Source organism: Rahnella sp. 2050 (assembly GCF_040544515.1).
In the GTDB taxonomy this organism is placed as follows: Bacteria; Pseudomonadota; Gammaproteobacteria; order Enterobacterales; family Enterobacteriaceae; genus Rahnella; species Rahnella aceris.
Map to the genome: position 1 here is coordinate 431,034 of NZ_JBEPKE010000003.1, position 18,887 is coordinate 449,920.

General features: G+C 51.2%; 24 protein-coding genes. 5 read left to right on the forward strand and 19 right to left on the reverse strand.

Going from position 1 to position 18,887, the window contains the following annotated elements:
* Nucleotides 1-27 precede the first annotated feature (27 nt).
* The 13 genes from ABIC79_RS15520 to ABIC79_RS15580 all read right to left on the reverse strand — a co-directional run bounded on the left by ABIC79_RS15520 (nucleotide 28) and on the right by ABIC79_RS15580 (nucleotide 12,385).
* A complete protein-coding gene (locus tag ABIC79_RS15520) occupies nucleotides 28-1,014 on the reverse strand; it encodes a 3-oxoacyl-[acyl-carrier-protein] synthase III C-terminal domain-containing protein (RefSeq protein WP_013577952.1) in 987 nt (328 codons plus the stop codon).
* On the reverse strand, nucleotides 998-1,729 hold the full coding sequence (locus ABIC79_RS15525) for an alpha/beta fold hydrolase (protein WP_232829624.1): 732 nt from the start codon (nucleotides 1,727-1,729) through the stop codon (nucleotides 998-1,000). The genes ABIC79_RS15520 and ABIC79_RS15525 overlap by 17 nt, the downstream gene beginning before the upstream one ends.
* An 89-nt stretch (nucleotides 1,730-1,818) precedes the next feature.
* Complete coding sequence (locus ABIC79_RS15530) at nucleotides 1,819-2,325, reverse strand: hypothetical protein (RefSeq protein WP_119262390.1); 507 nt, start codon at nucleotides 2,323-2,325, stop codon at nucleotides 1,819-1,821.
* Nucleotides 2,316-3,464 (reverse strand): acyl-CoA dehydrogenase family protein, encoded by a 1,149-nt coding sequence (locus ABIC79_RS15535; protein ID WP_112151497.1) that lies wholly within the window; start codon nucleotides 3,462-3,464, stop codon nucleotides 2,316-2,318. The genes ABIC79_RS15530 and ABIC79_RS15535 overlap by 10 nt, the downstream gene beginning before the upstream one ends.
* Complete coding sequence (locus tag ABIC79_RS15540; protein ID WP_013577948.1) at nucleotides 3,461-3,865, reverse strand: VOC family protein; 405 nt, start codon at nucleotides 3,863-3,865, stop codon at nucleotides 3,461-3,463. Before ABIC79_RS15540 ends, ABIC79_RS15535 begins: the two co-directional genes overlap by 4 nt.
* 119 nt (nucleotides 3,866-3,984) lie before the next feature.
* Nucleotides 3,985-5,499: an AMP-binding protein gene (locus ABIC79_RS15545; RefSeq protein WP_354567697.1), complete on the reverse strand. Its 1,515-nt coding sequence runs from the start codon at nucleotides 5,497-5,499 to the stop codon at nucleotides 3,985-3,987.
* Nucleotides 5,468-7,021, reverse strand: coding sequence for an AMP-binding protein (locus ABIC79_RS15550; protein WP_354567699.1), 1,554 nt, complete (start codon nucleotides 7,019-7,021; stop codon nucleotides 5,468-5,470). Before ABIC79_RS15550 ends, ABIC79_RS15545 begins: the two co-directional genes overlap by 32 nt.
* The gene (locus ABIC79_RS15555) at nucleotides 7,022-7,276 is read right to left on the reverse strand and encodes a phosphopantetheine-binding protein (RefSeq protein ID WP_013577945.1); all 255 of its coding nucleotides are present in this window, start codon (nucleotides 7,274-7,276) and stop codon (nucleotides 7,022-7,024) included.
* 10 nt (nucleotides 7,277-7,286) lie between these two features.
* Complete coding sequence (locus ABIC79_RS15560; protein ID WP_354567701.1) at nucleotides 7,287-8,867, reverse strand: class I adenylate-forming enzyme family protein; 1,581 nt, start codon at nucleotides 8,865-8,867, stop codon at nucleotides 7,287-7,289.
* Nucleotides 8,864-9,754, reverse strand: a complete 891-nt coding sequence (locus ABIC79_RS15565; RefSeq protein WP_223510018.1) for a beta-ketoacyl-[acyl-carrier-protein] synthase family protein — start codon at nucleotides 9,752-9,754, stop codon at nucleotides 8,864-8,866. The genes ABIC79_RS15560 and ABIC79_RS15565 overlap by 4 nt, the downstream gene beginning before the upstream one ends.
* 119 nt (nucleotides 9,755-9,873) lie before the next feature.
* On the reverse strand, nucleotides 9,874-10,785 hold the full coding sequence (locus ABIC79_RS15570) for a hypothetical protein (protein WP_014416588.1): 912 nt from the start codon (nucleotides 10,783-10,785) through the stop codon (nucleotides 9,874-9,876).
* A gap of 9 nt (nucleotides 10,786-10,794) precedes the next feature.
* The gene (locus tag ABIC79_RS15575) at nucleotides 10,795-12,102 is read right to left on the reverse strand and encodes a type III PLP-dependent enzyme (RefSeq protein ID WP_014416587.1); all 1,308 of its coding nucleotides are present in this window, start codon (nucleotides 12,100-12,102) and stop codon (nucleotides 10,795-10,797) included.
* A complete protein-coding gene (locus ABIC79_RS15580; protein ID WP_013577940.1) occupies nucleotides 12,083-12,385 on the reverse strand; it encodes a hypothetical protein in 303 nt (100 codons plus the stop codon). The genes ABIC79_RS15575 and ABIC79_RS15580 overlap by 20 nt, the downstream gene beginning before the upstream one ends.
* A 285-nt stretch (nucleotides 12,386-12,670) precedes the next feature.
* Between ABIC79_RS15580 and ABIC79_RS15585 the strand changes: the two genes are divergently transcribed.
* From ABIC79_RS15585 to metQ, 3 genes are all read left to right on the forward strand, one after another.
* A complete protein-coding gene (locus ABIC79_RS15585) occupies nucleotides 12,671-13,006 on the forward strand; it encodes a DMT family transporter (protein ID WP_013577939.1) in 336 nt (111 codons plus the stop codon).
* Between the two features lie 319 nt (nucleotides 13,007-13,325).
* Nucleotides 13,326-14,537: an MFS transporter gene (locus tag ABIC79_RS15590; protein ID WP_013577938.1), complete on the forward strand. Its 1,212-nt coding sequence runs from the start codon at nucleotides 13,326-13,328 to the stop codon at nucleotides 14,535-14,537.
* A gap of 195 nt (nucleotides 14,538-14,732) precedes the next feature.
* Nucleotides 14,733-15,545, forward strand: a complete 813-nt coding sequence (gene metQ, locus ABIC79_RS15595) for a methionine ABC transporter substrate-binding lipoprotein MetQ (RefSeq protein WP_121019838.1) — start codon at nucleotides 14,733-14,735, stop codon at nucleotides 15,543-15,545.
* 71 nt (nucleotides 15,546-15,616) lie between these two features.
* Here the strand turns inward: metQ and ABIC79_RS15600 are convergent, their stop codons facing one another.
* The 3 genes from ABIC79_RS15600 to ABIC79_RS15610 form a co-directional block, all read right to left on the reverse strand.
* Nucleotides 15,617-15,955 (reverse strand): YuaE family lipoprotein, encoded by a 339-nt coding sequence (locus ABIC79_RS15600; protein WP_225444951.1) that lies wholly within the window; start codon nucleotides 15,953-15,955, stop codon nucleotides 15,617-15,619.
* Nucleotides 15,956-16,110: 155 nt separating this feature from the next.
* Nucleotides 16,111-16,446: a nuclear transport factor 2 family protein gene (locus ABIC79_RS15605; RefSeq protein ID WP_014416585.1), complete on the reverse strand. Its 336-nt coding sequence runs from the start codon at nucleotides 16,444-16,446 to the stop codon at nucleotides 16,111-16,113.
* Nucleotides 16,447-16,571: 125 nt separating this feature from the next.
* Nucleotides 16,572-16,751, reverse strand: a complete 180-nt coding sequence (locus tag ABIC79_RS15610; protein WP_013577934.1) for a GDFGVC terminal motif YodC-like protein — start codon at nucleotides 16,749-16,751, stop codon at nucleotides 16,572-16,574.
* A 134-nt stretch (nucleotides 16,752-16,885) separates the two neighbouring features.
* Between ABIC79_RS15610 and ABIC79_RS15615 the strand changes: the two genes are divergently transcribed.
* Entirely contained in the window at nucleotides 16,886-17,317 is a 432-nt protein-coding gene (locus ABIC79_RS15615; RefSeq protein ID WP_013577933.1) for an OsmC family protein, read from the forward strand.
* Nucleotides 17,318-17,379: 62 nt separating this feature from the next.
* Here ABIC79_RS15615 and ABIC79_RS15620 read toward each other — a convergent pair whose 3' ends face one another.
* The gene (locus tag ABIC79_RS15620) at nucleotides 17,380-17,727 is read right to left on the reverse strand and encodes a type II toxin-antitoxin system RelE/ParE family toxin (protein WP_014416584.1); all 348 of its coding nucleotides are present in this window, start codon (nucleotides 17,725-17,727) and stop codon (nucleotides 17,380-17,382) included.
* Between the two features lie 40 nt (nucleotides 17,728-17,767).
* Nucleotides 17,768-17,998: a type II toxin-antitoxin system prevent-host-death family antitoxin gene (locus tag ABIC79_RS15625; RefSeq protein WP_013577931.1), complete on the reverse strand. Its 231-nt coding sequence runs from the start codon at nucleotides 17,996-17,998 to the stop codon at nucleotides 17,768-17,770.
* A 212-nt stretch (nucleotides 17,999-18,210) separates the two neighbouring features.
* Here ABIC79_RS15625 and ABIC79_RS15630 point away from each other — a divergent pair, with 212 nt between their 5' ends.
* The gene (locus tag ABIC79_RS15630) at nucleotides 18,211-18,408 is read left to right on the forward strand and encodes a hypothetical protein (protein WP_013577930.1); all 198 of its coding nucleotides are present in this window, start codon (nucleotides 18,211-18,213) and stop codon (nucleotides 18,406-18,408) included.
* A 158-nt stretch (nucleotides 18,409-18,566) separates the two neighbouring features.
* Here ABIC79_RS15630 and ABIC79_RS15635 read toward each other — a convergent pair whose 3' ends face one another.
* Nucleotides 18,567-18,839, reverse strand: a complete 273-nt coding sequence (locus tag ABIC79_RS15635; RefSeq protein ID WP_013577929.1) for an ElaB/YgaM/YqjD family protein — start codon at nucleotides 18,837-18,839, stop codon at nucleotides 18,567-18,569.
* Nucleotides 18,840-18,887: the final 48 nt, after the last annotated feature.

Here is an 18,887-nt window from a genome sequence, read left to right on the forward strand (position 1 = left end):
TCACATAAAGAACAAGTGCGTATTAACTTAATCCTGCTTAATATCTGGAAATTGCTCCAAATTGCAAAATACCGGAATTTCATTACCGGCTGATAATACCAGCAGCAATGAAGAGAAGGTCGCGCCCATGCCTACGCTTACCAGCATCACATGATTGCCGGGCGATAATCTTTTCTGACGGATCAATGTCGCCAAATTCAGATAAGGATCTGCGCCGAAACAATGACCATAACGTGGCACGTTTTCGAGAAATAGTGTTTGCCGCGGAATATTCAGTTCGTCAGCAAGTTTCTGCCATGACGATAAATTCACATTATGCGGTGCAATCCAGTCAAGCGAACCGGCAGTATGCCCGAAATGTTCCAGGGCATTGCGCATCGCGGTGGCGATAAAAGAAAAATAAACGCTGGCGAAGCGTGATTCCTTACCTGATTCATTTCCGCGATGCTGACTGAATTCTCCCGCCTGCATGCTGTATCTGGCGGTCACTTTGCAGCGTTCCCCGGCGCGACTGAGCAGAACGGCGCAGGCCGCTTCGCCCATAATGGTGGTATCGTCGATCAGTTCGACTTTGGGGTGAAAGGCCTTTTCGCCGACCAGCAACAAGGCATATTCCCCCGTTTTAATCCGGCTGCAAACATATTCCACGGCTGACAATGACGTCGAACAATGCCCCATCGTCAGCGAGGTGTAATGGGTGTCGTCAGCAAATCCGGCCTCGTCGAGCAGGGCTTTGCCCGACAGGTCGAAAGGGCGAATGCCGGGCAGCGTATGGGCATGCACCACATGTTTAATGCGGGGGAGCCAATCAGCGTGATGGTCGGTGAACTGCTTTAACAACGGGCGCAACAGATCATCAAGTGAACCCGGCTGGCGTGGGAAATTTGCCAGCCCGTAAAAGCGGGAAAACATTCTGATATCCAGCGGACTCAGTTGCAGCGCGGGCGCGACTTCCGCCAGTGATTTCCGTTGTTCAGGAATGTAGACCGTCAGGGATTCAATGTGACCCAACATAGTGGCTCCTTTTTTCAGGATCAGCGTTTGCCGTACGGAGAAAGGCGTTTAATTCGTATTGTGTCCGTTGATGAGTCAGCACACCCAGATGGCCGGTATGCTCTATCAATGCCAGTTGGCTGCCGGGTAACTGACGGTGAATTTTCCACGCATCGGCCGGATTGATTCTGGTGTCCTGCTGACCCTGAAGTATCAGTGCAGGGATGTCGCCCAGCGCAAAAAGCGAGTCCGTTGCGGGCATCTCCGGTGCCGGGAAGCGGGCCTGATACCACGCGCACAGCGGGGCAAGATAAGATTCAGGCAGATGATTTTGCCGCAGGTAGTGTTGCAGCAGGCTGGTAAACGAGGCCGGAACTGACATCAGCACCAGCCGGCTGAAGCGAAAGCCGAGAGATGCCGACAAGGCGGTGATCAGCCCGCCAGCAGAATGGGCAACGACGGTGTCGAAAGCACCAAAGGTATTTTGCAGGGTGAGCAGTAACTGGCACTGTGCGGGAAAATCACAGGGGGCTGGCGTTTGCGGATCATGTCCGAGTAAAAACGGCAGATACACCTCATATCCCTGCGCCAGCAGAATATCTTTAGCCTGCGCCAGCATCAGGGGATGACCACCCCAGCCATGTAACACAAGCGCTTTTTTTGCCGCCTGCATCGGACCTTGACTGATCAGCACCCGGCTGCGATATGGCCCGCAATGCACTGTTTCCGTTCTCATCAGCGCGAGCTGCTGCACCTCTGAGGGACGCATCGGAAAAACAGCCGGGGTTGACAGCTTATCTGTCAGCGAAACCAGCAAATTATCCATTACTTTCTCAACATCCGTGCCGAGAAAATCAGATAGTGCAATTCTGACTCCTGAGGCGTGGGATCCTGACTCAGCCTTTGTATCGGGTCGTAGAGATAAAGTAAGCGGCATTCCTCCTGCATCAGGGTCTGAGCCAGCCTGTACGCCTCACCGGGATCAAAACGGCCACTGCAAATCCCCCAGGCTTCGGAAAATTCCGGGCAGTGGCACAGCAAACTTTGCAGTAAAGGGGTGGCGCCGCGTGCGGCCGGATACCGTGAATCGTAGACCAGCAGACTCTCCGTAGAGGAGAGAACATGGTGCTGGCAAAGCGTGATCAGGGCTTTAGCATGCAGACGGTTTCCGCAATCCTCTTCAGGCCAGTGATGATACCAGTTGCCCGCCGCCCTGTGTTCTGTCGCCAAAAGTTCTGAAGCAATGAAATGCCGGCTGTCCGGTGTGACGGCCTGGCTGCGGGTGAGAACCGTTATCGTGCCCTGACCGAGCAAGGTGACGGTTACAGGCATGTGTTCACCTCTTGCGGCCGGGAAAACCCCTGATTTAAACGGTGGATCTGCCGCGTTCCCTCAGTGTATTCAAAGGCTTTCACATCCCGGAAGGCCTGCCATAGTGTGTTTAGCAGACGCATATCTCTGGCCGGTGTACGGTGAATCAGTCCGCAAATCAGCTCTTCCGCCAGGATCACGCAACTGGTTTTTACCATTCCGGGATGATTTTCCGGCGCAAGCTTATCTTCGGTTTGCTGGCAGACCCGCAGCCCGTGGTGATAGACCACCAGCCAGCGGCGTTCCATCTGCGACAGCCAGGCAGACTGCGAAGGTGTCAGTCGCCGCTCATGTTGCCATTCGTGCAGTGCGCGCCGCGCGACACCCAGCGCCAGCGCGCCGACGCAAGGACGCAGGGCATCGAATGTGGCGATGGCGGATTTTGCAAACCGCTCCGTCGGCTTCAGATGCCTGCCCAACATGTCTGCTTCAGGGATAAACAGATCATCAAACTGCATGTGCGCAAGGTTAGTGCCTTTCAACCCGTTTAATTCCAGTGCGTAGCGGGAAATTTCTGCTGACTGCGGATTAAAAATAAAAGCATTAATACCCAGAGGTCCGGGTGCTGTGCGGGCAAATATCACACCGGTATCGGCAATCATGCCGTTGCCGATGAACATTTTTCTCCCGCAGAGCAGATACCCGCCGTCAACCGGCGACGCCGTGGTTTCCATGGCACCTGCATCGCTTCCCTGCGCCGGTTCAGTCATCGCAAAACAAGACCAGCTTAAGGTCTGCTGAAAGCGGCTAAAAAAAGCATCCTGTTGTTGTTCTGTCCCCAGCCCGGAGACGGCAAAAGCCGCCATGCCGGGGCCGGGAGCCGAAAACATGAGTATCGGGGAGATAAAGGCCACTTTTTCATAGAGCCGGTAGCGCTCAGTCAAACGGATGTGCTGATAAGCCTGAAGATGTGGCTTGTGTGACGGGTATTCAGCGGGCACGCCGAGGAGATTAAACGCCGCAGCCTGCGACCACTGGCTGATGACCGCCCGCGTGTCGTCCGGCGAGGTTATCTGGCGGAGCTTATCGGCAATCGCCTGCGCCTGGGCATCCGGCGTGAAAAAATCCGCGTCTGATGGGTGATCGTAAAATGATTTCATAGCGACCCCGACATGATTTCGATGATTCCGGCATCAGGATGATAAAGGTGGCTGGCGCGGTGATGATTATTAAAGGCATGAAACGGGCGCGTTAATACCATCCAGCCTGCGGATTTCATGGTTTGATATTGCTGGTCAAAATCATCGACAACAAAACAAATATGATAAGGCAGGGATGACTTGCCTGATTTATCCAGCATGCTTTGCAGATGAATATTATCTGGCAATGGTTCAACCAGCTCGATCTGGTTATTTCCCTCTGCCGTGGACAGCAACGTGATTAACACCCGCTGAGCATGAATCTGTTCTTTATACCTGACGGTCACGGGGAAAAAGAGTTTAATAGCCGCGACGGTTGCATCGGTATCTGATACGACATAACCGGTATGATCGAAACGCATGATAACCCCGTTAACCCGTCATAAAATTATATGGCCTTCATCATCATGAAGATAAATTGATGCCGGGTATTTTCTCAGCAATTACGCTGGATTTTTTATATGTGATTGCAGGATGTCGATTAAAAACTGTCAGAAACCGCGTATTGCCGGACGAGTTCCTGCCGGTCTATTTTGCCATGCAATGTCAGGGGGAAGTGTTGGCAAAAGACCAGTTGTTTAGGGATCATGTATCCCGGTAGCTGCCCGGACAAGAAATGGCGTAAGGCTTGCCGCTGCAGCGCATTGTCATCATGCAGTTGTACAAACAGTTGCAGGTCGGTCACTTTTCCCTGTTCTTCGAGCGGTACCAGACAGCACTGGATCACGTTGGCATTTCGGCACACGGCGGATTCTACTTCTGCCAGCTCAATGCGATTGCCATGCAACTTAAACTGTCCGTCATCTCTGCCGCAAATAAACAGTGACTGATTTTCGTCGACAAAACCGCGATCGCCCGTGGCGTAATAGCGACCCCATTCATCCTCAGCAAAAGCCTGATTGCGGGGGTGATCCTCCGGCAGATAGCCCTGTGAAACCTGAGGGCCGTAAAGCCTGACTTCACCTACCGTTGTGGCAGAAACCGGATGACCGGCCGCATCGACGATGCGAATGCGGTTCAGCCCTTGCGGCTTGCCCAGCGGCAATAACCCCGCCTGATGGTGTAGCGGCTGGGACAAAAGATGCGTATGCGTCACGCAGGTTGTCTCGGTCGGGCCATAAGCGTGCATCACTTCAAGCGACGGAAAACGCGTCTGTAACTGTGTGATCAAACCTGGCGCAACCCGTTCACCGCCGATATAAAAACGCTTCAGGGCGGGGAACTTAACGTGGCTGAACAGCGCGTCTTTAAGCATGAGTTCAGCAAAACTGGGTGTTGAAAACCAACTGGTGACGGCCACATCTGGCTCTCTTGTCATCAGCCTGATGTTTTGCCGGGGCAAAACATTATTGCAATGATCCAGCATCAGCACGGTCTGCCCGCGGCTGAGAACCGGAATGAGATCGAGGATCGCCATATCAAAAGAAAAACAGGCGTGATTAATATGGCAGCCCTTGTCCGTTCCGCCGGTGACTTGCGGTGCGAACCACGCGCTGAAAGCGGCAAAATTGTCATAACTGACCATAACGCCTTTAGGCTCACCGGTGCTGCCCGAGGTGGAAAGGATATAGAAAAGAGATTGGGTTAATGATGGTTCAGCGGGCAGCGTTGCAGGAGAAATGTCTGCCAGTGAAGCACTGACACACTGCGGCCATTGCTCCAGCCCGGCGAGGGGGTGCGGCAGGGTGGTGATGAGCACTTCCGTGCGCGTCATCCGGGCTATTTTTTCAATTCTGGACGGCGGATTTGCCTGATCCACAAAGGTAAAACAACAGCCTTTACTGATGCAGGCCAGAATAGCGGCGACCGCATCGAGTTGTTTATGACCGTAGATCAGCACATTGCGACCCGCCAGAGGGGTAAGAAAATGGGCGATGGCGGCCGTCCGTGCGCCCAGTTCAGCAAAACTGTAGGTGCCTTGCTGGTTAATCAGCGCGATGGCGTCATCGCGGTTGCGAAGCCGGTCAAACAGCGGTCTGATTTGCGATAAAAACATATTTCTCCCCTTTATCCAGTGCCAGATCACGCGCCGCGCTGCGGTCGAGTTTTCCGTTATGATTCAAAATAGTATGAGGAATGGCATACCAGTAACGGGGGATCGACCACGGCGGGAAATGCGCCTGCATCGCGTGGCCCAGCGCTGAAAGCGTGCAGGAATCATTGAGGATCACGCAGGCCTGGATAGCCTCGGCATTGCCTTTGCGTAGAAAAGGCACTGCAACGACATCCGACACGAGATTCTGGCTACGCAGGAAATGCTCAATTTCATAGAGATCGATGCGGTGTCCCTGGATCTTGACTTCCCCGTCCTCGCGGCCAAGAAAATAGTAACAATCTCCCTTCGCCTGGCCGATATCACCGGTCAGATAGGCATTTTGCCCGGCATGGCGGATAAACTGTGTTTGCTGTTTCAGCGGTGCATTGAGGTAGCCTGGCCCGACGCAGGGGCCGCTGATTAACAGCTCGCTCCTGCCGCTGTCACTTTCCTGTCCGTGCAGGCTGAGTACCGCGCCCGGTCTGGCCGCGCCAATCGGCAAGGGTAGCGGGTCGCTGATCATTTCAGGTGTAATAAGCACCGAGGTCACCGCAACCGTGCATTCCGTCGGGCCATAGGTGTTTATCACGCTGGCATCGGGAAATCGTGTCCATAGCTGTGTGACGATGTCTTTTGTCAGTGTTTCACCGCAAAAAATAAACCGCCGGAGCAGGGGAAGTTGTGCGGCACTGAACGTGGGGTCCAGCAGATAAAGGCGGATAATCGAAGGCGTGGATACCCAGCAGACAACACCGGTTTCTGCATGCTGTGCAATCATTTTGCGGGTGCTGATGAGTTCGCGGTGATCGAGCACCGACAGCGGTTGCAGGAAAACCCAGGCTAACCAGATTTCAAATAAGGAAACATCAAAGCAGTAGCGAACATTGCCGGTGACGGCACCGTCCAGTGGAAAATCTTCGCGGATCCAGTGAATGAAATTCACCATATTGCGCAGGGTGATTTGGATCCCTTTCGGCTCGCCGGTGGTGCCGGAGGAAAACATGATGTAAGCCAGCGGTTCGCCGGGGACATGCTGCAAACGCTGGCGGCTTTCACTCAGCAGCGCATGCAGTGTGGCATCCGTACAGACAGGTCCGTTAATTTCCGCCGTGTTGAGTACCCTGACCGCGTTCATCTGAACCGGCGTCGCCGTCGTATTCAGCAGCAGAGCTGCGCCGAGGGTGAGCGCAATTTTCTCCACCCGTTCCGGGCTGTTATCCGATTCAACGGGCACCACCGGGCAGCCGCAGAGCAGGCATGCCCACCAGGCGGCAATAAAATCGAACGACTTATGCCCGTATACCAGCACCGGTTTTACATGGCGGTCAGTGTCTGTCTGATGCTGGCGGATCTGCACGGCGAGATCCATTGCGCGCTGACTCAGCGTGGCATAATCGCGACGGTGTGTATCATGGCACCAGGCAAGTTCGGGCCGGTGCCGGAAACGCATGAAAATCGCGATAACCTCTGCCCATTGTTCCATTCAGGCAGCCCGGTTCGCGAGTTGCAGTTGAATGAATCTCGATAAGCTGCCCACGGTTTCAAAATGCTCAAATTCCAGCGTGGCCGGATCCAGGATCAGCCCGTCGACTTTCTCTTCCAGATACATAATCAGTTCAATATACAGCCCGCTTTCAAAGCCTAAATCGCGTTCCAGATGTGTTTCTGCATGCAGTTCTGAGAGATGAGAACTTTCCAGCACTAAGCCGATGGCCTCAATGATTGTTGAAGTAAACATAATGATTTCCTTATGATTTTACGGATTCGCGTTGAACATCATGGGAGCGCTGTAACAGGAGTTCAGGCAGCCGGTTACGATCAATCTTTCCGTTATTATTTTTGGGTAACGCCTCACTGAAATAATAGCGGTGAGGGCGCTTGTAGCTTTCGAGATGGGTCTGACAGAAGGCTTTGAGCAGGGCAATATCGGGCGCCGTCACACATTCAATACAGGCGACGATCTCATCACCGTAAATGGCATGAGGGACGCCAATCACCGCTACCTGTCCGACCCCGGGGATGCGTTTGAGCACGCCTTCGACTTCCCGCGGCGCCACTTTTTCGCCGTTGGTTTTCAGAATGTCATCTTTGCGGGCGACAAAATAAAGCAGGCCACGTTCATCCAGCCGGCAGATGTCTCCGGTATACAGCACTGATTCGCCGGGCAGCGGGCCGGGACGTAATTTCTTTTGCGTCTGTTCTTCATTGCGCCAGTAACCGCGCATGACCGTCGCGCCACGAATAACCAGCTCGCCCGTGGCATTGCTGCGATGCGGGACACCGTTGTCATCCACCACCCAAAGTTCGGTATTCGGGATGGCGTAACCGACGCTCTCTTTATGTGTCGACAACATCGCTGGCGGAAGCCAGGTGCAGCGATGGCATTCCGTCAGCCCGTACATAGAGAAAATTTCAGCCTGAGGGAACAGGGCAATCAGCGTATCAATATCATTGGAATGCAACGCGGCAGCCGTATTCGTGATTTTACGCACGGATGAAAAATCATAACGTTTTGCCAGAGGGGCAATGAGGGCCAGCATGGTGGGGACAATCGGCAAAACCGATGCCCGCTGTTTCACCAGTTGTTTGAGGGCAAACAACGGACGGCTGAAATCTTTTTCGATAATCAGCGTCGCGCCCACTCTGGTGGCCATTATGGCCTGATAAAGCCCGTAGTCAAAACTCATCGGGATCGTGCAGAAAATCCGATCGCTTGCCCTCAGATCCAGATAGGTGCTGACGGATGTCGCCGCGCTCAACATATTGCGCTGGGTCAGCATGACGCCTTTCGGATCTCCGGTGGAACCGGATGTGTAAATCAGGCAGGCCAGATCGATATCCAGCGCGTCTTCCGGCACAAGCGGTGTGACGTCTGCCTGCGCCGCGATCTGCTGTAATGAAAGTAACGCCGGGCGGCTCAGACTTTCTGTGCCCGGCTTGTCAAACAGCACCGGATACGGGGCGTGATCTGCACTAGCCGTGACCCGCGCATCCGCCTGATCTGCACTGCTGATCAGCAAACTGGCTTCTGCGTTGTTGCATATCCAGCCCACGCGCGCGACGGGCGTGTCAGGGTTAAGAGGGACAAAAATGGCTTGCAGGTGCTGAACCGCCCAGAAGCACACCACAAAGTCGATACTGTTCGGCAGCCAGACCACCACCCGATCGCCCCGTTTAATGTGATGCTGTTGCAAACAGGTGGCCGTTTTCATGACCCGCTGGAACAGTGCTGACCAGCTTATCTCTTCATCACCGGCAACCAGGGCGGTTTTCTCGGGAAAAGCCTGTGCAGCACGGGCCAGCCACTGCGTTAAATGGGTTGTGCTCATGGAATATCCTCATTGTCTGATTCGAGAACCATTGCGCCAAAGGTGCCCGCCACGCCTGAGGCCAGAGCCAGAATGCACCGCGCTCTGACGGCATTATCCCCACAGGCAAGCAGGCTTTTGATATTGAGAAACGCATCGCTGCAAAAGCAGTGACCGAGCGTGTAGAGGTTATGGCGGAATACGATGTCCCGGCTAAATCCGCTGCGATCGGCAAGGCGGTCAAAGGTCACCGGGCTGATGTGGTAAGGGAGCACGGCGCTGAGTTCTTCCGGTTTACGTCCCGCGCCCGCCAGCGTTTTTTGAATGGTTTCGGTCATCACCGGCAAAAATGCGTGGTCATAGGCATTTTCACTTTCGCGATCCGTTTCCCGCATCCGCGTGCCATAAGCCCCGAGTTGTTGTAAATGCAGTGCGCGCAGATGCAGCGAATGAGGAGAAGGGGCCATGCCAACCAGCGTGGCGCAAAAGGCTTCGCCAAAATAACCATTCTGATCGACATATTGCACCGTGCGGTGAAAACATTTTTCACCGGTGATCAGCACCCCGCAGACAGAGGCCTGGTTCTCAGAGCCACAATTCTCAGAGAGAGTGTTCTGCTGTGCGGCGCGCATTTTCGCCTGCAAATATTTCAAACTCACCAGACCTGAAGCGCAGGAAGCCTGTGTCGCAGAAAAAAATTCGATCTCCTGGTCGCCAAAAAACGTCTGAAATACCGTGGACAGTTCTTCCATCCGGTCAAACGGGCTTGTGGCGTGCAGAGAATGCGCCCACGCGACATAGCGGATTTGGCGAAATAAACCGGGGTCGCATTCAGCGCGTAATTTTTGCAGAAGGTCGGAGAGCAGATCCGGCAATGTTTCATCAGCAAACAGACTGGCAGATTGCATCTTATGAAAACGGCTAAAAATTTTATGATTCCGTTCACCCCAGCGGTATTTTTTTTCCAGCAGGGAGAGCGGGGTAAGAACCGGAGCTATCAGGCTTGTGATGGCATGGATATACACCTTCAGCTCTCCATCACAAAACTGGCGAAGATCATATTCTTCCCTTCCGGCATCATTAATAAGAACCGCGTATTTTTCTGAGCGAGCTTTTTTAATAACACCCAGGGTGCTGAAGACAGTAAAGCATCGTCCCAGGTTTCTATCCTGACACCCGAGAAGTTGGCATCCCGTTGCAGAACCTGTGAAAACGATTTGCTGGTCAGAATAATCAGCGGCAATGCGTTTTCAGCGGCACTGAACATCTTCAGCGTGGAAAGCAGGGGATAAATGTCCGCCGTTGAAACCGGCAGCGAGGTTTTCTGATAATTTTTAAAGGTAATATTACCGGCGACCTTATGGGGTTCGTGGGTCGCGTTGCTTTGTAAAAGGAGCAAACAGCAACTGGCCGCAGGGTGGAAATTGGCGAGATAAGGGCTGTCATACAGAATGGCATCCTGATCTGCCATCATCAGCAGGGCTTTACGCGGACGTTTGTCCCCGCTGATATCTTCCAGGTAATCTTCAATGATTTGCAACGCGACAAATCCACTGCTTAAACCATGATCGCTGATGGCAATACCAAAAGCGTTATGAGAACCGGTTTCATAAATAATGGCATTGGTCACTGAAGCGCCAATTTCAGCATCGGGGGTCCAGTGGGTCAGTACCACCAGATCCAGGTCATTGACCAGCGCCTGCTCTTCCAACTGGGTCACCAGTTTTTTGAGCATCGTCGTGAATGTCAGGTTTTGAGAGTTAACCCAACGGGAGACGGGCTGAAGCTGGGCTTCGCATGTGCGGGAATGTGACTGAAAAAAAGCGTTAACAAAACTTTTAACTTTATCCAGTTGTTCACTCTCCACCGTAGCAGAAGGATTGTTATTTTTTTCAAACTCATGCCAAAGAATATTGGAGGCTGAAAATTCCAGAGACATACAGATTCCTCAGGCATTTCCGACAGATAAAGGCTGACATATCTGAGGTGCCAGTAATGTCTCAATGCTATCTGCGGTTCGGATAAGGAAAGCCTGACCTTTCTCCACCAGAATTTCGGCGGGATGACCAAAACTTAAAAAGTTGACGGGTGAAGCACTGGCCCCGTATGCGCCTGAATGTCCGATGCCGATCAGGTCGCCCGGATGCAGTTCCGCCAGCATAATGTTTTCACCTAATATATCGGTGGGGGTACAAAGCGGGCCGGTGACCTGATAACGATGTTGTGTCCCGGCACGGGTTTCACCCAGACGGGCCATCGGAAAATTACGCCGGATCAGCGAGTTGATGCCAGCGGCGCTGCCGTGACAGTTGGCTCCGCCATCACACACCGCGAACCATTCGTCCCGGGAGGGTTTAAGATAATTAACGCGGGTGACGAAAATGCCTGCACGGGCAATCAGATATCTGCCCAGTTCGACGATGATCTTACAGCGCGGAAATTTGTCATGATAATTGCGGATAACGGGCGCTAACGCGCCACCGAGCGCAACAATATCCAGTGGCTTTTCTTTATCAAAATACCTGACGCCAAAACCCCCGCCGACATCGACAAAATCAAAATCGACCTTGTAGATCTCCTGCAAAGATCCCGCCAGTGACAGAATATTCAGGGTATTTTTAGCCAGCGCTTGCCAGTCGAGGATCCGTGTACCGAGATAAATATGGATCCCCGCCAGTCGTAAATTTTCCTGTTGTGCGACACAGGCAAATGCCTGCGGTAAAAGTTGTTCGTCGATGCCAAATTGCCGTGGTTTGCCGCTCATCACCAGTTTGGCTTTTTCGCCCGTAAACTCAGGGTTGATGCGCAAGGCGATGGTTTGTATAACGCCCATGCTGGCAGCAATATCATTCAGAAGTTTTATTTCTTCAATGGATTCGATGACGACAGCTTTAATACCGATGCGACAACATTGGGTTAATTCAGCAATGTATTTTCCGGGACCCACAAAAATAATATCCTCCGGGGGCACACCCTGACTTATCACTGTTTCCAGTTCTGCCAGAGAACACACTTCACAACCTGTTCCTTCCCGGTTTAACAACTGAACCAGTGTTTTATTGGGATTAGCTTTGAGCGAATAAAAATAATGAATCTCATCCGGAAGTGACTTTTTTAATGCTGAAAAGTCGGCCTTTATTTGCGAGGCGCTGTAGGCATAAAACGGCGTCGGCACCCTGTCAGCCAGACGCTGATAAGGAATGTCGTCGATTTTTTCTGTACTGATAAACTGGCTATCAGGAGGAAAAGCTGACATCGCTAAACCTCCGGGATAACAGTGATTCAATCTGATTGATATTTTTGAAGTTTTCGAAAAGATCGCCATCGAGGATATCAAAAAAACTCCCGGAAACCTCGGTTCTGGCTTCCATCCATTCGCCCATCTCTGCGATAAAGCCCACTAAATGGATTGAGTCCAGTAACCCTTCAGGCCCGTAGATATCAGCTCCCTGTGCAATAGCCGCCAACTTTCTATTGTCAACACCCACTTTCTCTAAGCATGAGAGTATAAATTCTTTCGTTGTCGATGAAATAGTCATTGGTTTCGCCACTTTAAAAACTTCGAACTGACATGATATCCGCCGTATCAGGAAAGATTTGCTTGAAATTGCGCCTGCAATAAAAGAAGAAAATCATAAAGCGGGAGAAGCACACCGGCGTTGTGACAGGGCGCTGACATAATAATTTCCGGCCATGCGGAGTATTCGTACCCGGTTATTTTTATGACAACAGTAAAACCCGGCATGATTGCCGTTAAGACGGTTTAATGTAAGACTCTGTGGGGTAATGTTTTATTTTTATAAATCTCATATTGAGAAGGTCTTATGTTCAAAATATATCTCATCCTTGCTGTTTCTATCTGCGCTGAAACACTGGCGACGACCATGATGAAGGCGTCTGATGGATTCACCCGGTTAGTGCCGAGCGTCATTGTGGTCGTCGGTTATGCCATATCCTTTTATGGACTTTCTCAGGTCGTTAAAGTGATGAATATCGGCATCGCCTACGCTATCTGGGCAGGCATGGGGATTTTCCTTGTTTCGGCCATGTCATTCTTCATCTACAAACAGCGGCTTGATACTCCGGCGCTGATTGGCATGGGCTGCATCGCTGTCGGCATTATGATCATCCAGCTTTATTCTAAATCTGTGTCGCATTAACCCTGAAACGCCCTTTCCCCGTCACGTTATTCGCCGCCGGATCCGGCGGTTGATCTCTTTTTCTGCAATTTAGTTACAACATACTTATATGTGGAGTCATTTCCTGTCCGCGTTATCTGTATGTGCCTTTTCCGTTTGAACCTCCGCGCGCCTCTGCAGCCTGCATCGCAGGCGGAGACTGGCTTATCTGGCAGGTGCATAAGAAATACCCTGGCATTCATTATGAAAAGGGCTTGACCCTGTGATGGTGATCACGTTTATTACGTTCAAATACTAAAACAACACCTTCGAAATAATTCACCTTGCTAAGGATCATAAAATGACTGAGTGCTCATCGCTGGACACCCGGCCAGAAACTTCTGCATTCCGCCGCTGGCTGGCGGTTTTCTCACTGGCCTGCGGCACCTTCGCGCTGGTTAATACCGAATTTCTGCCGATCGGTTTACTGTCGCCCATCGCGCAATCTCTGGGTGTCACTGAAGGGCATGCCGGTCTGGCAGTGATGTTGCCCGGTTTAGTTGCCGCGATTTCTGCGCCGCTGATCATGCTGTTTGCCCGAAAAATGGATCGCCGCACCTTATTATTATTGCTCTCTGCGACGGTGATCGTGGCCAACGGTATCGCCGTGATGGCTCAGTCGTTCAACATTCTGCTGATCGGACGCATAATTCTGGGCATCGGTGTCGGTGGTTTCTGGTCATTTGCTATTCCTTCCGGGCGGCGGCTGGTGTCAGAGGAGCAGGGCGCCCGGGCCATTTCGCTGATCACTGCGGGCGTGGCGGTCGGCACGGTCGCAGGTGTACCGGCGGGCGCCTTTATCGGGGATCTGTTCGGCTGGCGCATGGCATTTATGCTTAACGCCGTGCTGGCGCTGGCGTTTTTCGTGCTGCAATGGCTGGCGCTGCCTTCGCTGCCGGCACAACACTCTATCGGCCTGCGTGCGATGCTCAGCGTCACGAAAGTCGCGGGGATCCGCTACGCGCTGATCATCGGCGTATTTATGGCGGGCGGCCATTTCGCGGCGTATACCTACCTCGAGCCGTGGCTGCGGTTTAGCCTGCATCTTTCAGCCAGCAATATTTCTTTGTTACTGATGGGCTACGGTGTGGCGGGGTTATTAGGCACGCTTACCACGGAAATTACTGTCCGTGAGCTCGGTGTAAAGAAAGCGTTTATGCTCAATATGCTGTTGCTCAGCGCCTCGGTGCTGGTGTTGTCGCTGTTCCCGGTGCCGCTGGCGCTGGCCTGTGCCCTGGTGATCCTCTGGGGACTGGCGTTTGGTGCGCTGCCGGTGTGTCTGAATATCTGGACGTATCAGGCGTCGCCTGCGTTGTTTGAAACCGGCTCGGCGTTGCTGGTGTGTGTCTTCCAGACGTCGCTGGCGCTGGGCGCATTGTTCGGCGGGATCCTCGCTGACAGCGCGGGCGTAAGCAGTGCCTTCCTGCTCGGCGGTGTGCTGACATTGCTGGCGGGCATCACCATTTTCCTGTCCCGCCCGCAACCTGCGGTATTACACGCAGCGGGCAAATGATCGGTTTAAGATCAGGAAATCTTTCCACATAAGAAAATCCTCCTGCCGGAACCTGCGTACAGCGGGTTCCGGCAGCATTCCCGCTCTAGGTTATTTCTTTTTCGTATTTGCGCATCCCGACAGGCTTTGAAACACTGAGATCTTCAGCGATGCTGTTTCAACCTTTTAATTATTCACGGAAAGAGTAAAACCGTTATGCGCATAACACTAAAATTTTCAGTTCTGGCATTATCTCTGGTGGGCGCACTGGCGCTGAGTGCCTGTGATCAAAAATCGCAGGAAAACCACATTAAAGTGGGTATCAGCGCGGGTATCGATCAACAGATGTGGGAAACCATCAAAAAGACCGCCAAAGACAAATATAACCTTGATGTGGAAGTCGTGACCTTCAACGATTTCGTGTTGCCAAACTCGGCGCTGAGCAGCGGCGACATTGATGTAAATTCGTTCCAGCACCGTCCCTATCTGGATAAGCAGATCAAAGAGCGCGGCTACAAGCTGGTGGAAGTGGGGAAAACCTTCGTCTATCCGATTGCAGGATACTCCCGCAAGATAAAATCCATTGATCAGCTCAGTGATAACGGGCAGGTTGCGGTGCCTAATGACCCGACTAACCTTGGACGTTCGCTGTTATTGCTGCAAAAAGAAGGTTTGATCAAACTGAAAGAGGGCGTAGGTTTGCTGCCGACGTCTCTGGATATCATTGAAAATCCAAAGCATCTCAAAATTGTTGAGATCGAAGCGCCGCAACTGACACGCGCCATTGATGACGACAAAATTGAACTGGCGATCATCAATACCACTTATTCAGGACAGGTCGGGCTGACGCCGGGCAAAAATGGCCTGTTTGTCGAAGATAAAGATTCACCTTACGTGAATATCATCGTGGCACGTGAAGATAACAAAGACAGCCAGGCCGTGAAGGAGCTGGTTGAGGCTTATCAGACGGATGCGACAGTGAAAGCGGCGGACGCTATCTATCACGGGGATGCGGTGAAAGGCTGGTAATGCGGGCGGGATGGTAGAGCAATCATTGAATCCTGAGATTATAAAATCCCAGGATTCAATGTCTGATTCTGTTAAATATCGTTGAGCATCTGAGAACGCTGATTCATGTTATTGAACACGGCGCTTTTAACTCGGGCACAGATAAGTGTCTGCTTATCTTTTAATTCAAGCGCAAACATTTCTTTGGAGTCTTTGTTAATCAGCGAAGCATTGGTTTTATAAACTGCATATGCGTCGTTGAGCTGACTAAATTGTTGCTTATAAACATTGAAAGCTTGTTTATCCAGCGTCTGAAGTGCCCTGAACTCACTGTAGCAACGGGTATTCAGTGCTGACTGATCCTGCTCAGTGTTTTTAACTGTTGGCTGCGCGCATCCGCTTAAAAATGCGGCGGCAACAAACACAGACATCCACGCAAAAGGCTTATTCATTATGGCCGGTCCCTTGATCAGATTATTCTCAGTAATTTCCGACCACTATATTCAGAATTTTACATAATTGGAAATTATGATTGAGGATATCCATCCGCAACCAATGAATACTTCCAGTCACAAAAAATGCATGATTATTCAAAATAGAACCAGGCTGTCTTAATCAGCCCGTTTTCGACTTCAAACACGGCAATGCTGTTGACGGGGGTCTCATAAATTCCGTAGATCATTTCATGGTCAAATACTTTATTGCCCAGCACGGTTCGTGAGATCAGCTCAGCACGTAATGCGCTGTTGTTGAACCGGTGGTTTTTATAGAACGTTCTGAGTGCGTCTTTCCCCTCTAAGGAAGGCAGCATATTGGGCATGCGATAGGCGGTAAAGTCTTCGCTGTAGCAGGCGGAAAAGGCATCGAGATCGTGGTGGTTATAGGCCTGAAACTGTTTCTCTACCGGAATGCTGGCGTCCATGTATCATTGTTCTCGTGAATTATTATTTAATAATATCGAATATTAATTCATGTTGTGCTTTTTGGCAATCTGACGAAAACAAAAAGGCCACCGTGGCAGCCTTGAGGGATAAATTGATGGAGTGATCAGCACACGCCAAAATCGCCGTCTTCGTGATACAGATCCACGGTGTCGGCTTTTACTTCAATTTCAGTGGCAGAAAAGTCGTCCGTACGCGAGCACCACAGCGTGTCGCCTTCAACACGACGGACGATCATTTTCGGGCCGCCGGTTTTGGACTGAACAACATCTTGCGGTTTAAACATGCTTTATTCCTCGGTTATCTATTTTGTTGTGATTTATAGAAAAGTTACCCGCAGACCGCATAGCCCGGCCATCCTCGCGGATCACCGATCAGAAGCTATACTTAACGTTAATGTAATGCAAACCGGAGGAAAATATGACCATTCATAAGAAAGGACAGGCACACTGGGAAGGCGATATTAAACACGGTAAAGGTTACATCTCTTCTGAAAGCGGTGCCCTGAAGGAACAACCCTATGGATTCAACACCCGCTTTGAAGGTAAGCCAGGCACTAACCCGGAAGAACTGATTGGCGCGGCGCACTCAGCCTGCTTCTCCATGGCGCTCTCGCTGATGCTCGGCGAAGCGGGGCACACGCCGGAAAGCATCGATACTGTCGCAGATGTTTCACTCGATAAAGTGGATGGCGGCTTTGCGATCACCAAAATCGCGCTCGACAGCAAAGTGAAGTTGCCAGGCATCGATAAAGATAAATTCGATGAAATCATCAAAAAAGCCAAAGCTGGCTGCCCGGTTTCACAGGTTCTGAAAGCCGAGATTACGCTGACGTACCAGCTGGAAAACTGATGATTTAACAGAGGATGACGCGCTGAAAAAAGCCACGCGATGTTTGCGTGGCTTTTGCGTTGTTAGCCCATGATCAGCTTTTTAAACAGCAGCGCCTGAACATTTTGCCGCTGCGAAAGCAGCACATAGACAGAGATCAAATTTGCCGGTTCATCATAGGTATATATGATGCGATAACCGCTCAACGTACTGCATTCGCGATACTTGATAATCCCCAGCGCTGCAAGATCAGGTGAAACCGGGCAGGACAAAGGAAATACTTTCACTTTTGTTTCAAACTCATCTAATACAGCGTTGATGATCTTTAAAGGGTCGTTTCCCTGTAAGGTCTGGAACGAAGCGATTTCATCAATGGATAGCTTTACAGTTTGCAGGTACTCAATCGTAATTTTACTTTTCGTGGCAGACATAAATTGATCCCAATAATGAGCCGATGAGATGAGTGACTCATCAGTAGAGATCTGCTAACAACTGTTCCCTCGTCAATGTCCGGCCTTCAGCTTTATCATTTTCTGCCAGTGTCAGCAGCTTGAGTAAAGCGATGGTTTCATCCCTTTTTTGCCTGTCTTCATAGGATTCAATCACATAAGCCGGTTCACCATTCTGAGTGACCAGTATAGGTTGTGATAAATCAAGCGCAGCGGCATGCTTCTTCACGAAGCTGATGGTCTGTATTTGCATGTTTTACTGCTCCTGTCGAGGCTTCGGTCTAAATATAGGTCTTTTACAGACTGCTGACAAGGCGGAATTTCTCCGTCTCAGGCTATGCCAGCCCCCTTAACCCTGATAGAAAAATGCGATCCCGGCTGTGCCCGAATTCTGACAAATGCCATTACATCAGCTATAGATACTGAGCGTTATCTGAAAAATTCGAATAATTTACCGGGGTCATCATGAAGGACGAAAGCGAAAAGACAGGCCTGATCGGGCTGGCCATTGGTGCGGCTGTTATGGGGTTAATTTCCAGCGGAACGATTATTAACCGGGAGAGCATCATTGATGAACTGCGGCGGCTCGGGCGTAAAAAAGGGGACGGTGTGGAAGATGAAATTTTCGTCAAAGCCGCTCAGCTGGTCGGTAAAGGGCAATGATTCACGCAAGCTGGCGAAAAAATACCCGTCAGGGGAGACGGGTATTGGATTTGCTACAAGGGGAATGTCTGAATAATCTGTAGATTGCTACAGAAGACAAGATCATACCCTCTTTTTGTTAATAATTTGTGTAGGAGAAATCTGTTTCTCCCGGACGGTTATTTGCGGCCTAAAAGTAGCCCCAGAACCACGCCAATCGCACCGGCAGCAATCAATCCCGACAGCGGATTTTCTTTGATTTTATCCGCCACGTCAGAAACTGCTTCACTCGCCTGCGCGGAGTATTTGCGTGCAGCACCTTTAAGCTGATGTTTCGGAGAGTCAACAAAATCTCCAAATTGCTTTTGCGCTTCACCGGCAAACTGGTTAACCGTGTTTTCTACTTTATCTTCCACACGGCTAGGATCTTTATCAAAGTCTTGTGATGACATATCGTGCTCCTTTTTGGGTGGAATTTAAGTTTAGTCGAAAAGCTAGGC

Coding starts and splice junctions, on each gene's coding strand:
- ABIC79_RS15525 (WP_232829624.1), bottom strand. CDS start 1,729: ATGAGAACGGAAACAGTGCATTGCGGGCCATATCGCAGCCGGGTGCTG.
- ABIC79_RS15605 (WP_014416585.1), bottom strand. CDS start 16,446: ATGGACGCCAGCATTCCGGTAGAGAAACAGTTTCAGGCCTATAACCAC.
- ABIC79_RS15635 (WP_013577929.1), bottom strand. CDS start 18,839: ATGTCATCACAAGACTTTGATAAAGATCCTAGCCGTGTGGAAGATAAA.
- ABIC79_RS15540 (WP_013577948.1), bottom strand. CDS start 3,865: ATGCGTTTCGATCATACCGGTTATGTCGTATCAGATACCGATGCAACC.
- ABIC79_RS15565 (WP_223510018.1), bottom strand. CDS start 9,754: ATGCAATCTGCCAGTCTGTTTGCTGATGAAACATTGCCGGATCTGCTC.
- ABIC79_RS15615 (WP_013577933.1), top strand. CDS start 16,886: ATGACCATTCATAAGAAAGGACAGGCACACTGGGAAGGCGATATTAAA.
- ABIC79_RS15600 (WP_225444951.1), bottom strand. CDS start 15,955: ATGTCTGTGTTTGTTGCCGCCGCATTTTTAAGCGGATGCGCGCAGCCA.
- ABIC79_RS15620 (WP_014416584.1), bottom strand. CDS start 17,727: ATGTCTGCCACGAAAAGTAAAATTACGATTGAGTACCTGCAAACTGTA.
- ABIC79_RS15555 (WP_013577945.1), bottom strand. CDS start 7,276: ATGTTTACTTCAACAATCATTGAGGCCATCGGCTTAGTGCTGGAAAGT.
- ABIC79_RS15580 (WP_013577940.1), bottom strand. CDS start 12,385: ATGACTATTTCATCGACAACGAAAGAATTTATACTCTCATGCTTAGAG.
- ABIC79_RS15520 (WP_013577952.1), bottom strand. CDS start 1,014: ATGTTGGGTCACATTGAATCCCTGACGGTCTACATTCCTGAACAACGG.
- ABIC79_RS15550 (WP_354567699.1), bottom strand. CDS start 7,021: ATGGAACAATGGGCAGAGGTTATCGCGATTTTCATGCGTTTCCGGCAC.
- ABIC79_RS15630 (WP_013577930.1), top strand. CDS start 18,211: ATGAAGGACGAAAGCGAAAAGACAGGCCTGATCGGGCTGGCCATTGGT.
- ABIC79_RS15530 (WP_119262390.1), bottom strand. CDS start 2,325: ATGCCTGTAACCGTCACCTTGCTCGGTCAGGGCACGATAACGGTTCTC.
- ABIC79_RS15575 (WP_014416587.1), bottom strand. CDS start 12,102: ATGTCAGCTTTTCCTCCTGATAGCCAGTTTATCAGTACAGAAAAAATC.
- ABIC79_RS15625 (WP_013577931.1), bottom strand. CDS start 17,998: ATGCAAATACAGACCATCAGCTTCGTGAAGAAGCATGCCGCTGCGCTT.
- ABIC79_RS15590 (WP_013577938.1), top strand. CDS start 13,326: ATGACTGAGTGCTCATCGCTGGACACCCGGCCAGAAACTTCTGCATTC.
- ABIC79_RS15560 (WP_354567701.1), bottom strand. CDS start 8,867: ATGAGCACAACCCATTTAACGCAGTGGCTGGCCCGTGCTGCACAGGCT.
- ABIC79_RS15570 (WP_014416588.1), bottom strand. CDS start 10,785: ATGTCTCTGGAATTTTCAGCCTCCAATATTCTTTGGCATGAGTTTGAA.
- ABIC79_RS15535 (WP_112151497.1), bottom strand. CDS start 3,464: ATGAAATCATTTTACGATCACCCATCAGACGCGGATTTTTTCACGCCG.
- ABIC79_RS15585 (WP_013577939.1), top strand. CDS start 12,671: ATGTTCAAAATATATCTCATCCTTGCTGTTTCTATCTGCGCTGAAACA.
- ABIC79_RS15610 (WP_013577934.1), bottom strand. CDS start 16,751: ATGTTTAAACCGCAAGATGTTGTTCAGTCCAAAACCGGCGGCCCGAAA.
- metQ (WP_121019838.1), top strand. CDS start 14,733: ATGCGCATAACACTAAAATTTTCAGTTCTGGCATTATCTCTGGTGGGC.
- ABIC79_RS15545 (WP_354567697.1), bottom strand. CDS start 5,499: ATGTTTTTATCGCAAATCAGACCGCTGTTTGACCGGCTTCGCAACCGC.